8 protein-coding genes are annotated in these 13,253 nt (G+C 74.4%); 1 reads left to right on the top strand and 7 read right to left on the bottom strand.

The window, feature by feature from the left end; genetic code table 11:
- Positions 1–39: 39 nt before the first annotated feature.
- The 6 genes from PZB75_RS18905 to PZB75_RS18880 all read right to left on the bottom strand — a co-directional run bounded on the left by PZB75_RS18905 (position 40) and on the right by PZB75_RS18880 (position 8,810).
- Positions 40–1,296 (bottom strand): acyl-CoA dehydrogenase family protein, encoded by a 1,257-nt coding sequence (locus PZB75_RS18905; protein WP_275536489.1) that lies wholly within the window; start codon positions 1,294–1,296, stop codon positions 40–42.
- On the bottom strand, positions 1,293–3,263 hold the full coding sequence (locus PZB75_RS18900; protein WP_275536488.1) for a biotin carboxylase N-terminal domain-containing protein: 1,971 nt from the start codon (positions 3,261–3,263) through the stop codon (positions 1,293–1,295). Before PZB75_RS18900 ends, PZB75_RS18905 begins: the two co-directional genes overlap by 4 nt.
- A 7-nt stretch (positions 3,264–3,270) precedes the next feature.
- A complete protein-coding gene (locus PZB75_RS18895; RefSeq protein ID WP_275536487.1) occupies positions 3,271–4,869 on the bottom strand; it encodes a carboxyl transferase domain-containing protein in 1,599 nt (532 codons plus the stop codon).
- Positions 4,866–6,863 carry an acyclic terpene utilization AtuA family protein gene (locus PZB75_RS18890; protein ID WP_275536486.1) on the bottom strand — a complete coding sequence of 666 codons (1,998 nt, stop codon included), beginning with the start codon at positions 6,861–6,863 and terminating at the stop codon, positions 4,866–4,868. Before PZB75_RS18890 ends, PZB75_RS18895 begins: the two co-directional genes overlap by 4 nt.
- 29 nt (positions 6,864–6,892) lie before the next feature.
- Complete coding sequence (locus tag PZB75_RS18885; RefSeq protein WP_275536485.1) at positions 6,893–7,684, bottom strand: TIGR03084 family metal-binding protein; 792 nt, start codon at positions 7,682–7,684, stop codon at positions 6,893–6,895.
- A gap of 175 nt (positions 7,685–7,859) precedes the next feature.
- Entirely contained in the window at positions 7,860–8,810 is a 951-nt protein-coding gene (locus PZB75_RS18880; RefSeq protein ID WP_275538762.1) for an EamA family transporter, read from the bottom strand.
- Between the two features lie 364 nt (positions 8,811–9,174).
- Here PZB75_RS18880 and PZB75_RS18875 point away from each other — a divergent pair, with 364 nt between their 5' ends.
- Complete coding sequence (locus PZB75_RS18875; protein WP_275536484.1) at positions 9,175–10,155, top strand: LysR family transcriptional regulator; 981 nt, start codon at positions 9,175–9,177, stop codon at positions 10,153–10,155.
- Between the two features lie 60 nt (positions 10,156–10,215).
- On the opposite strand, the gene PZB75_RS18870 is transcribed toward PZB75_RS18875, so the two are convergent.
- Positions 10,216–13,221: an FAD-binding and (Fe-S)-binding domain-containing protein gene (locus PZB75_RS18870; RefSeq protein WP_275538761.1), complete on the bottom strand. Its 3,006-nt coding sequence runs from the start codon at positions 13,219–13,221 to the stop codon at positions 10,216–10,218.
- Positions 13,222–13,253: the final 32 nt, after the last annotated feature.

Genomic DNA, 13,253 nt, shown 5'->3' with positions numbered 1-13,253 from the left:
GGAACGGGGCTCGGCGTGGTGCGGGGCGGTGCGCTCCGGTCAGTACGACTTGGGGAGGCCGAGGGTCTGGTGGGACACGTAGTTGAGGATCATTTCCCGGCTGACGGGTGCGATGCGCGCGACCCGGGCCGCCGTGACCAGGGACGCCAGCCCGTACTCGCGGGTGAGGCCGTTGCCGCCCAGGGTGTGCACGGCCTGGTCGACGGCCCTGACGCACGCCTCGGCCGCCGCGTACTTCGCCATGTTGGCGGCCTCGCCCGCGCCGATGTCGTCACCGAGGTCGTAGAGCGTGGCGGCCTTCCGGGTCATCAGCCCGGCCAGCTCCAGTTCGATGTGGGCCTGGGCCAGCGGATGGGCGATGGCCTGGTGGGCGCCGATGGGTGTCTTCCACACCTGGCGTTCCCTGGCGTACGTGACGGCGCGGCCGAGGGCGTGGCGGCCCATGCCGAGGGCGAAGGCGGCGGTCATGACGCGTTCCGGGTTGAGTCCGGCGAAGAGCTGGAGGAGGCCCGCGTCCTCGTCGCCGACCAGGGCGTCGGCGGGCAGCCGCACGTCGTCGATGACCAGCTCGAACTGCTTCTCCGGTGCCTGGAGTTCCATGTCGATCCGGTTGCGGTGAAAACCCGGTGCGTCGCGCGGGACGATGAACAGGCACGGCTTGAGCCTGCCGGACCTGGCGTCCTCGGTGCGTCCGACGACGAGGGTCGCCTCGGCGATGTCGACACCGGAGACGAAGACCTTGCGGCCGGTGAGCAGCCAGTCGTCCCCGTCCCGGCGGGCGGTGGTGGTGATGCGGTGGGAGTTGGAACCGGCGTCGGGTTCGGTGATGCCGAAGGCCATGGTGAGGCTTCCGTCCGCCAGTCCGGGGAGCCATCGGCGCTTCTGGGCGTCGGTGCCGAAGCGGGCGATGACCGTGCCGCAGATCGCCGGGGAGACGATCATCATCAGCAGCGGGCAGCCGGCCGCCCCCAACTCCTCCAGGACCATGGAGAGTTCCACGAGGCCGGCGCCTCCGCCGCCGTACTCCTCGGGAAGGTTGACGCCGAGGTAGCCGAGCCGGGCGGCCTCGGTCCACAGCTCGTGGGGGTGGCCGCCCGCGCTGACGACGGTGGCCAGGTAGTCGCGTCCGTAGCGTTTCCCGAGGGCGGCGACGGCGGCGCGCAGGGCCCGGTGCTCCTCGGTTTCGAGGACGGCCGGGCCGACGGGGTCGGTGACGCGGTGAGGGGCGGTGCGGTGAGGTGCGGTGGTGCCGTGAGAGGTCGTGCCGAGGGGGGTGGTGCCGGGGACGGTGCTCATGAGTGCTCCTCCGGTGCGGCGGGTTCCTGGGCGTTCTCCTGTACGACGGCGAGCAGTGCGCCGACCTCCACCTGGCGGCCGGGCTCGGCGTGCAGGGCGGTGAGGGTGCCGGTGGCGGGGGCGAGGACGCGGTGCTCCATCTTCATCGCCTCCAGCCAGATCAGCGGCTGCCCGGCGGTCACGGCGCCCCCGGTGACGAGTCCGTCCGCGAGGCGGACGACCGTGCCGGGCATGGGGGCGAGCAGGGAGCCGGGGGCGGTGTGGGTGGCGGGATCGGTGAAGCGGGGCAGGGCGGTGAAGGTGTACGAGCCGGCGGGACCGTCCACGTACACCTGGTCGTGGTGCGCGGCGACGGCGAAGTGCCGTGTCACACCGTCCACTTCGAGGCTGACACGGTCCGGGCGGGCGCGCACGACCCGGGCGCCGGATTCCGGGGCCGGGCCGTCGCGGGTGGTGCGGTAGGCGATCTCGTGCTCGGTGGCGTCGGGTTCGCTCCGGTAGCGCTTGGTCTGCGGCCCTGAGGGGACGTTGCGCCAGGCGCCGAGACGGGCCGGGCCCGGTGCGTCGGCGGCGGGCCGGACGGCTTCCGCGAGCGTCGCCGCGACGGCGGCGAGGCGCTGCTCCCGTGGGTCGGGGGCGGTGGTCAGCGCGGCCAGGTGGCGACCGTAGAAGCCGGTGTCGAGGCGGGCCCCGGTGGGGTCCGCGAAGTCGGGGTGGCGCAGGGAGCGTACGAGCAGTTCGCGGTTGGTGACCGGTCCGTGGACACGGGCGCGTTCCAGGGTGCGGGCCAGCAGCCGTACGGCCTCGGCGCGGCTCGGCGCGTGCGCGACGACCTTGGCGAGCATGGGGTCGTAGTGCACCCCGACGGTGTCGCCGTCGGTGTACCCGGCGTCCAGGCGCACCCCCGGGCCCTCCGGTACGTCGAGGGTGTGCAGGGTCCCGGCCCGGGGCCGCCAGTCGTGGGCGGGGTCCTCGGCGTACAGCCGGGCCTCGACCGCGTGTCCGCTCGGCTGCGGCGGTTCGGCGGCGGGCAGCGGTCCGCCCTCCGCGACACGCAGTTGCAGGGCGACCAGGTCGATCCCGAACACCGCCTCGGTGACGGGGTGTTCGACCTGGAGGCGGGTGTTCATCTCCAGGAAGTACGGGTCCTTGCCCGCGGACACCAGGAACTCGACGGTGCCCGCGCCCCGGTAGCCGACCGTGCGGGCCGCCGTCACGGCCGCCCCGTACAGCCGGGCGCGCAGTTCGTCGGTGAGGCCGGGGGCGGGGGCCTCCTCGATGACCTTCTGGTGTCTGCGCTGGAGGGAGCAGTCGCGGGTGCCGAGCGTCCACACCCCGCCGTGCGCGTCCGCCATGATCTGGACCTCGATGTGCCGGCCGCGCTCCACGTACGGTTCGGCGAACACCTCCCCGTCCCCGAAGGCGGCCACCGCCTCGGCCGTGGCCGCCCGCAACTCACCTGCCAGTTCGGGGAGTTCGCGGACGACACGCATACCGCGTCCGCCGCCGCCCGTCGCCGCCTTCAGCAGCAGCGGCAGGTCGTCGGCGGTCGCGGTGCCCGGGTCGACCGGCGCGAGCAGCGGTACGCCCGCCGCGCCCATCAGCTCCTTGGCCCGGGTCTTGGACGCCATCGCCGCGATGGCGTCGGCGGGCGGCCCGACCCAGAGGAGTCCGGCGTCCGCCACGGCGCGGGCGAACGCGGCGTTCTCGGAGAGGAATCCGTAGCCGGGGTGGACGGCGTCCGCGCCCGCCGCCAGGGCGGCCCGGACGAGGAGATCGGCGCGGAGGTAGGTGTCGGCGGGGGCGGCGCCCGGCAGCCGTACGGCCGCGTCCGCCTCCCGGACGTGCGGGGCGTCGGCGTCCGGGTCCGAGTGCACGGCGACGGTGGCGATGCCGAGGGCGCGGCAGGTGCGGAAGATCCGGCGGGCGATCTCGCCCCGGTTGGCGACGAGCAGGGTTCCGATCATTCGGTCCTCACATCCGGAAGACGCCGAAGCCGCCGCGGGCGCCCTCGATCGGTGCGGTGTGGATCGCGGACAGGCAGATCCCGAGGACGGTCCTGGTGTCGCGGGGGTCGATGACCCCGTCGTCGTACAGCCGCCCGGAGAGGAACATCGGCAGCGATTCGGACTCGATCCGCTGCTCGACCATGGCACGCAGTCCGGCGTCGGCCTCGTCGTCGTACGGCTGTCCCTTCGCGGCGGCGGAGGCGCGGGCGACGATCGACAGGACGCCCGCGAGCTGTTGCGGGCCCATGACGGCGGATTTGGCGCTGGGCCAGGCGAAGAGGAAGCGGGGGTCGTAGGCCCGCCCGCACATGCCGTAGTGCCCGGCACCGTACGAGGCGCCCATCAGGACCGACAGGTGCGGGACCCGGGAGTTGGCCACGGCGTTGATCATCATCGCGCCGTGTTTGATGATGCCGCCCTGTTCGTACTCCTTGCCGACCATGTATCCGGTGGTGTTGTGGAGGAAGAGGAGCGGGATGTCGCGCTGGTCGGCGAGCTGGATGAACTGCGCGGCCTTCTGCGACTCCGCGCTGAACAGCACGCCCCGGGCGTTGGCGAGGATGCCGACCGGGTAGCCGTGCAGCCGGGCCCAGCCGGTGACCAGGCTGGTGCCGTACAGCGGTTTGAACGCGTCGAAGTCCGAGCCGTCGACGAGCCTGGCGATGACCTCACGCGGGTCGAACGGCACCTTGAGGTCGCCGGGCACGATCCCCAGCAGCTCGTCCTCGTCGTACTTCGGCGGCTCGGCGGGGCCCGGACCGGGGTGCGCCTTGCGCCAGTTGAGGCGGGCGACGATCCGCCGTGCCTGGCGCAGCGCGTCCGGTTCGTCCACCGCGAAGTGGTCGGCGAGCCCGGAGGTGCGGGCGTGCATGTCGGCGCCGCCGAGCGATTCGTCGTCGCTCTCCTCGCCGGTCGCCATCTTCACCAGCGGCGGTCCGCCGAGGAACACCTTCGAGCGTTCCTTGATCATGACGGTGTGGTCGGACATCCCGGGCACGTACGCGCCGCCCGCCGTGGAGTTCCCGAACACGACGGCCACGGTGGGGATTCCAGCGGCGGAGAGCCGTGTGATGTCCCGGAACAGCGCCCCGCCCGGGATGAAGATCTCCTTCTGCGAGGGCAGGTCGGCGCCGCCGGACTCGACGAGGCTGACGCACGGCAGCCGGTTGGCGAGGGCGATCTCGTTGGCGCGCAGGGCCTTCTTCAGGGTCCAGGGGTTGGAGGCCCCGCCGCGCACGGTCGGGTCGTTGGCGGTGATCAGGCATTCGACGCCCTCGATGACGCCGATGCCGGTGACGAGCGAGGCGCCCACGGTGTGGTCACTGCCCCAGGCGGCCAGCGGCGACAGTTCGAGGAACGGTGTGTCGGGGTCGACCAGCAGCTCGATCCGTTCCCTGGCGAGGAGTTTGCCGCGCGAGCGGTGCCGGTCGGTGTACTTCCGGCCGCCACCGGCGAGCGCCTTGGCGTGCTCGGCGTCGAGTGCGGCGAGCTTGCCGAGCATGGCGGCGCGGTTGGCCCCGTACTCGGGATCGGTGGGGTCGAGTGCGGTGGGGAGGACGGTCATGGGCTCACCTCCGGTGCGTGGGCGTCCTGGAGCAGCCGTACGGGGATGTCGGCGTACCGGGAGCGCAGCCACTCCCCCACCGCCTTGGCCTGCGGGTCGAACCGGTGCTGGGCCGCGACGCCCTCGCCGAGGAGCCCGTGGACGACGAAGTTCAGGGCGCGGAGGTTCGGCAGGAGATGGCGTACGACGGTGAGTCCGGCGGTCTCCGGGAGGAGTTCCCGCAGCCGCTCGACGGTCAGTTCGTGGGCGAGCCACCGCCAGGCGTCGTCGGTGCGGACCCAGACGCCGATGTTGGCGTCCCCTCCCTTGTCGCCGCTGCGGGCCCCGACGACCCGTCCGAAAGGGGCGCGGCGGGTGTCCGCGTACGCCTCGGGGAGTGGATCGGGGAGCGTGGGTGGTGGGACGGGTACGAGTACGCGGGTGTGTACGGGAGGTGGTATCCGTTCCCGGCGCCCGTCCGGGAGTACGGCGATGTGCTCGACCTCCCCGGCCGGCAGGTGGTCGGCCTCGAACACCCCGTAGGGGGCGCCTCTGCCGGGCGGGGCGGTCAGATGGAAGCCGGGGTAGCTGCCGAGGGCCAGTTCCACGGCGGCCCCGGACACCGACCGGCCGACCGCGTCGGCGTCCGGGTCCCGGACGACGAGCCGCAGCAGCGCACTGGCGGTCTCCTGGGTGGCCGCGTCGGGCCGGTCGGTACGGACCAGTTCCCACCGCGCGTCACGCGGTGGACGGGCGGTGCGCGCGAGGGCGTCCGCGAACTGTTCCCGCACCAGGCGGGCCTTGGCCTCGATGTCGAGCCCGGTGAGCACGAACCCGACCTCGTTGCGCCAGCCGCCGAGCCGGCAGCGCCCGGCCTTGAGCGTGGGGGGCGGGGGCTCGCCGCGCACCCCGCGGACGCGCACCCGGTCCCGGCCGTCCGGTGTGAGCCGTACGGTGTCGAGCCGGGCGGTCACGTCCGGTCCGGCGTACCGGGCGCCCGTGGTCTCGTAGAGGAGCTGGGCGGTGACCGTGCCGAGGTCGACCACCCCGCCCGTGCCGTCGTGCTTGGTGATGACGCAGGACCCGTCGGAGTGGATCTCGGCGAGTGGGAAGCCGGGGTGGCGGAGGTCTGGGGCGGGGAGGCCGGGGCGGCGGGGGGCGTCCTGGTCCGCGTGACTGTCCCGGTCCGCATAGGCATCCCGGTCCGCATAGGCGCCCCGGGCCGCGTGGGCATCCCGGTCCGCGTGGGCGCGGTGGTCCGCGTGGGCGCCCCGGGCCGCGTGGGCGTGGTGGTCGTCATGGGCGTGGTGGTCCGCGTGGGCACCCCGGTCCGCGTGGGCGCGGTGGTCCGCGTGGACGCGGTGGTCCGCGTGGGCGCCCCGGGCCGCGTGGGCGTGGTGGTCGTCATGGTCGCGGAAGAAGGCGTAGTTGCCGCCCGTCGCCTGGGTGCCGCACTCCAGCAGGTGTCCGGCGACGACGGCCCCGGCGAGCGCGTCGTGGTCGTCCGGTCCCCAGCCGAAGTGGGCGGCGGCGGGGCCGGTGACGAGGGCGGCGTCGGTGACCCGCCCGGTGACGACCACGTCGGCCCCCGCCCTGAGACAGGCGGCGATCCCGGCGCCGCCGAGATAGGCGTTGGCGGTGAGGAATCCCTCGGGCACGGGGAGGCTGTCGCCCTCGACGTGGGCGACCCGGACCCGTACACCGACCTCGTCCGCCAACTCCCTCACGGCGTCGGCCAGCCCGGCCGGGTTGAGGCCGCCCGCATTGGTGACGATCCGCACGCCACGGTCCTGGGCGAGCCCCAGTCCCTCCTCCAGCTGGCGCAGGAAGGTGGTGGCGTATCCACGGGCCGGGTCCCTCAGTCGGTCGCGGCCGAGGATCAGCATGGTCAGCTCGGCGAGGAAGTCGCCGGTCAGCACGTCGAGGGGGCCGCCGGTGAGCATCTCGCGCATGGCGTCGAAGCGGTCGCCGTAGAAACCGGAGGCATTGCCGATCCGCAGCGGTCTGCCCGGCATACGTCCGCCGGGCCGGGCCGGTCGGCGGGTCACCTGTCCGCCCTGCGGGGACGTCCGGGACCGGCGGGTCCGGCGAACGCCTGCGCGATGTCGAGCCACCGGTCGGCGTCGGCGCCCGTGGCGCGTACGGCGAGGTCGTCGCGGTGGGCGCGCTGGGTGACCAGGAGGCAGAAGTCGTACAGCGGCCCGGTGACACGCTGACCGGCTCCCTCCGGACCGTACGTCGTCAACTCGCCCGTGGGCCCGATGAGTTCGACGCGGAACTCCTCGGTGGGCGCCTCGATCCCGCGTACCAGGAACGCGTAGTCCCTGGCGCGCACCCCGATCCGTGCCACATGCCTCAGCCGGGTGGTCGGTTCCCGGACGATCCCGAGCGCGTCGGCGATGTCCTGACCGTGTGCCCAGGTCTCCATCAGCCGCCCGGTCGCCATGGACGCCACGCTCATCGGCGGCCCGTACCACGGGTGTCTGCCACCCGGGGGCGCGCTCCTCAGCGCCTCCTGGAGCCGGTCGCGCCCCTCCCGCCACCCGGCGAGCAGCACATCCGGCGCGAGCCGGGCGCCCTCGTCGGCGCCCCGGTCGACGAATCCCCCGGGGTCGGCCGCCGCCCGTTCCGCCTCCGCGCGGAACGCCTCGGGGTCGGTCACGGAAAGCAGCGCGGCCCGGTCGGTCCACGCCAGGTGGGCGATCTGATGGGCGACGGTCCAGCGTGGCGCGGGGGTCGCCGAGGCCCACACGGCCGGGCTCGGCCCTCCGACGATCAGGTCGAGTTCGGCACTTTCGGCGCGCAGATCGTCGAGCACGGCTGAGGCATCGGACACGGTGCGCTCCCTGAGGGCGTGACGTGGAATGCGGCGTGCCCAGGAGCATGGCAGCGGGCCCAGAAACAAGCAAGCGCGCTTGCATGATTTTCTCGGGCCCGTGCCTCAGACCACCGATCGCTCGGGCCCGTGCCTCACACCACTCCTCAGTCCACCGTTGGCTCGGGCCCGCGCCTCAGACCACCGGTCGCTCGCGACCGCGGTTCCGCCTCCGCTTCCGTATGCCACCGCCACCGCCACGGCCGCCGATCTGACCGCGTACCGCACCGAGGCTCGCCGCGATGACCAGCGCGATGGCCAGGGCGTCGGTGGTGGACAGGGCCTGGTCCAGGATCAGGAACCCGGCCATGGCGGCGACGGCCGGTTCCAGGCTCATCATCACGGCGAACGTGGACGCGGACAGCCTGCGCAGCGCCATGAGCTCCAGGGTGTACGGGAGCACCGAGCTGAGCAGCGCCACGAGGGCGCCCAGCCCCAGCGTGGACGGCACGATGATCTTCGAACCCGACTCCATGATGCCGAGCGGCAGGGAGAGGAGCCCGGCGACGATCATCGCGAGGGCCAGCCCGTCCGCCTGGGGGAAGCGCCTGCCCGTGCGGGCGCTGAACAGGATGTACACCGCCCACATCGCGCCCGCGCCCACGGCGAAGGCCGCGCCGACCGGATCGAGACGGTCGAATCCGCCGCCGCCCAGCAGGACCACGCCGCAGAGCGCGAGACCCGCCCAGACGAAGTTGACCGGTCGGCGCGAGGCCACGACCGAGAGGACGAGTGGCCCGAGCACTTCCAGGGTGACCGCCGCGCCCAGCGGGATGCGGGCGGACGCCTGGTAGAAGAGCGTGTTCATCGCGCACATCGCGATGCCGAACGTGACGACCGTCCCCCAGTCGGCGCGCGAGTGGCCGCGCAGGGTCGGCCGGCAGACGGCCAGCAGGACGAGCGCGGCGACGGCCAGCCGGAGCGTGACCACGCCGAGCGCTCCCGCACGGGGCATCAGCAGCACGGCGAGGCCCGCGCCGAACTGTACGGAGAGGGCGCCGGCGACCACCAGGGCGACCGAACCGAGCGCCGCCCTCCGGCCCTGGAGACCGGTCGGCGCCGCACCGGCCGGCGCGGAACCGGACACTGCGGGGCCTGACGGCTCGGGGCCGGCCGCTGCGGAACCGGACGGCCCGACGCCGGTCGCCGCCGGGCCGCCGCGGTCCGGGCCGCCCGGTCCCGCACCGCTCGGACCGGCCACCGCCTCCGGCACCGTGACGGCCGCGACCGCCGCTGCCGCCCCCGGTCCGGAGACCGTCCCCGCCTCCGGTACGACGGCCGCCGTCGACGGCGGCGTGCTGCGCTCCTCGCCCACCTCGTGACCTTTCTCCCTCAATGCCCCCGAGTGCTGAATCCGCGGTTCCGCGTGACGCGTGTACCCACCCCCTACCGTAGAGACCTCCGCGCGACACGGGAAATGCCTGATCGGCCTGCCGTTATGCTCAGATCGCATGAGCACTGAACGCGGCATCGAGATCAGGCATCTCCGCGTCTTCCTCGCCATCGCCCAGGCGGGCTCCGTCACCCGCGCCGCCGCCCGTCTCGGCCTCACCCAGCCCGCGGTCTCCCGCACCCTCGCCGCGCTGGAACAGCGGCTCGGAATCCTGCTCGTCGACCGTTCGACCCACCACCTCGAACTGACCGCCGAGGGCGCCGACCTCCGCGACAAGGCCACCGCCGTGGTCACCGCCTTCGACGAGGCGCTGGACGTGGACCGGCTGCGCCACCGGCCGCTACGGCTCGGGCACGCCTGGTCGGCCTTCGGCCCGTACACCACGCCACTGCTCCGGGCCTGGCGGGAACGGCACCCGGAGACCGCGCTGGAACTGCTCCGCATCGACGACCGCACCGCGGGGCTCACCCGGGGGGAGGTCGACGCCGCCCTGCTGCGCGGGTCCGTCGAGGCGCCCGGGGTGGTCGCCGACGTGCTGTTCCGCGAGGGCCGGGTGGCGGCGGTCGCCGCCGACGGGCCGTGGGCCGGGCGCGCCTCGCTCTCCCTCGCCGACCTGGCGACCGGGACGGTGATCCTGAACACCGTGTCCGGCACCACGACCGTCGGCCTCTGGCCGCCGCTCGCCGGGCCGGCCGCCGTCCTCACCGTCGCCAACACCGACGACTGGCTGACCGCCGTCGCGGCCGGTCGCGGCGCCGGGGTGTCCACCGCCTCCACGGCGGCCGTGCATCCCCATGCGGGAGTCGTCTACCGGCCGCTGGACGACGCACCGCCCGTCCCCGTCCTGCTCGCCCGCCGGACCGGAACCGGCCATCCCGCGCTGCCCGCCCTCGCCGCGCTCGCCCGCGAGATCGTCGGTACGGAGGCAAAGGCGGAGGCAAAGGCGGAGGCGGAGGCGGAGGCGGAGGCGGAGGCGGAGGCGGAGGCGGAGGCCGAGGCGGAGGCCGACGCCCGGTCCAGCCGGGTGCCGGACGGCTGACCCGCACATCCACGCCCCCTTCGGGGCACCGGCGCACGGGTGGGGAAGTCCCGCCCGGACCTACTCCCCCTCCAGTCCCTCCGCCAGCAACTCCGCGAGGTGGCGGGCCCGGTGGCCGCCCAGCTGGGCGAGCTGGGTGCGGCAGGAGTAGCCGTCCGCGAGCAGTTCCGTACCGGGTCCGGCCGCGCGTACGGCGGGCAGCAACCGGTCCTCCGCGCAGGCCACCGAGACGTCCCAGTGCCCGCGCTCGAAGCCGAAGTTCCCGGCGAGTCCGCAGCATCCGCCGCTCAACTCACCGTTCAGACCCATTCGTTCGCGCAACGCGCGGTCCGCCGCGTCACCGAGGACCGCGTGCTGGTGGCAGTGCGTCTGACCCACGACCTCGCGGTCCAGTCGGGGTGGCGTCCAGTCGGGGGCGTACTCGGCCAGGTACTCCGCCAAGGTCCGGACGGAAGCGGCGAGTTGTGCGGCCCGGGGGTCGTCGGGGAGGAGTTCCGGCAGATCCGCGCGGAGGGCGGCGGCGCAGCTCGGTTCGAGGACGACCAGCGGGAGGCCGAGGTCGGGGGCCATCCGGTCCAGGGTGCGGCGGAGCACCGCTCGCGCCTGGTCGAGTTGGCCGGTGGAGACATAGGTGAGGCCGCAGCAGACCCCGGTGGCCGGCAGCGTGACCTTGCGCCCGGCGGCCTCCAGAACGCGTACCGCCGCCTGTCCGACCTGCGGCGAGAGATGGTCGGTGAAGGTGTCCGGCCAGAGCAGCACCGGGGGCACGGAGGAGGCGGGAGGCCGGGAGGGCCCGGGAGGCGTGACAGCCGCAGGCCGTACAGACGCCGCGGGAGGCACTGCGGACCCGTGAGGTGCGGCGGACCCGGGCCGTACGGCGGCCTCGGGCCGTACGGCGGGCGCTCCCGATTCTCGTCCCCCTTCCCGTTCCCGCGCGAACCAGTGCCGGAAGGTCTCCGTCGCCAGCGGCGGAATGCCGCGTTCCGGCGCGATCCCGGCCACGCGCCGGGCGAGCGCCGCGAGGGGCCGTATCCGCGCCAGCGCGTTCAGCGGGCGCGCGAGGGGCGCCGCGATCCGCAGCCAGCGCGGCAGCCGGCCCAGCGCGTAGTGGGCGGCGGGGCGGCGGCGCCCCTCGTAGTGGTGGTGCAGGAACTCCGCCTTGTAGGTGGCCATGTCCACGCCCACCGGGCAGTCGCTGCGGCAGCCCTTGCAGGAGAGGCAGAGGTCCAGCGCGTCCCGTACCTCCTCCGAGCGCCAGCCGTCCGTGATCACCTCGCCCGCGAGCATCTCGTGCAGCAGCCGTGCCCGGCCCCGGGTGGAGTGGGCCTCCTCGCCGGTCGCCCGGAACGACGGGCACATCACGTCGGCGCCCGCCGCCTCCGTCGTACGGCATTTGGCGACGCCCACACAGCGGCGGACCGCGGCCGTGAAGTCGCCGCCGTCGTGCGGGTAGCCGAAGGCGACGTCCACCGGGCGTCTCGGCAGCACGTCGAAGCGCAGGTTCTCGTCGAGCCGGGCCGGCCGGGCCAGCATTCCGGGGTTCATGCCGCCGTGCGGGTCCCACAGGTCCTTGAACCGGCCGAAGAGGGCGACCAGTTCGTCCCCGTACATGCGCGGCAGGAGTTCGGCGCGGGCCTGCCCGTCGCCGTGTTCCCCGCTCAGCGACCCGCCGTGCGCCACCACCAGCGTGGCCAGGTCCTCGGAGAACCGGCGGAAGCGGGCGACGCCCGGCGGGGTCAGCAGGTCGAAGTCGATCCGGACGTGGATGCAGCCGTCGCCGAAGTGCCCGTACGGGGCGCCGCGCAGCCCGTGTTCGGTGAGCAGGGCGCGGAACTCGCGGAGGTACGGTCCGAGCCGGACGGGGGGCACGGCGCAGTCCTCCCAGCCGGGCCACGCCTCCGAACCGTCCGGCATCCGGGTCGCGGTGCCCGCCGCGTCCTCCCTGATCCGCCACAGCGCGCGCTGTTCGGCCGGGTCGGTGACGACGGCGCCGTCCAGCGCGTCCGCCGCCCGCAGCACCCGCTCCGCGTGTGCGCGCGCCTCGGCGGGGGTGTCACCGCCCGTCTCGACGAACAGCCAGGCCCCGCCGCGCGGCAGCCCGGCCGGTTCGCGCACCAGGTCGGCGGCCATGCCCTCGACGGTGAGCGGCTGGTGGGCGAGGAGGCCGTACGCGGCGTCGGCCGCCGCCGACTCGTCCGGGAGGCCGAGGACGGCGAGGGCCCGGTGCCGGGGTGTCGCGACGAGCCGTACGGTCGCCTCCGTCACCACGCCGAGGGTGCCCTCGCTGCCGCAGAACGCCCGCGCGAGGTCGGGACCGCGCTCGGCGGGGCGGCCCGGGGCGTGCCCGGTCCCGTCCCCCGGGGCGTGCTCGCGGGCGGGTCCTGAGGTGTGTTCCGGGAGCAGGGCGTCGAGCGCGTAGCCGGAGATGCGGCGCGGCAGGTCGGGGAAGCCGGTGCGCAGGAGCGCGAGGTTGGCGTCGACGAGTTCGCGCAGGCCGGCGGGCGCGCCGGGCCCCCAGCCCCGGCCGATCCGGTGCGCGGGGCCGCCGCCGTAGCGGACGACGGAGAGTTCACCGATGTTGTCGGCGGTGGTGCCCCAGGCGACGGAGTGCGAGCCGCAGGAGTTGTTGCCGATCATGCCGCCGAGGGTGCAGCGGCTGTGTGTCGAGGGGTCGGGGCCGAAGGTGAGCCCGTGGGGAGCGGCGGCGGCGCGCAGGTCGTCCAGGACCACGCCCGGCTGGACGACGGCGGTACGGGTCTCGGCGTCCAGTGCCACGATCGACCGAAGATGGCGGGTGAGGTCGAGGACGACGCCGGTCCCGGTGGCCTGTCCGGCGATGGACGTGCCGCCGCCGCGCGGCACGACCGGCACCCCGTGCTCACGGCAGACGGCGAGCGCGGCGGCCACGTCGTCGGCGTCGCGCGGGGCCACGACACCGAGCGGCACGCGACGGTAGTTGGAGGCGTCCATCGTGGTCAGGGCCCGTGCGGTGGCGTCGAACTCCACCTCACCGCGCACGGCGTCGCGGAGCGACCGGGCGAGCGCGGTGCGGTCGGTCTCGGACATCCCGGTCGGCCCGGACGCCCCGGACGCCCCCG

Source organism: Streptomyces sp. AM 4-1-1 (assembly GCF_029167625.1).
Taxonomy (GTDB): domain Bacteria; phylum Actinomycetota; class Actinomycetes; order Streptomycetales; family Streptomycetaceae; genus Streptomyces.
The sequence above is the reverse complement of the archived record's forward strand: the minus strand, read 5'-3'. Positions and strand labels throughout refer to the sequence as shown.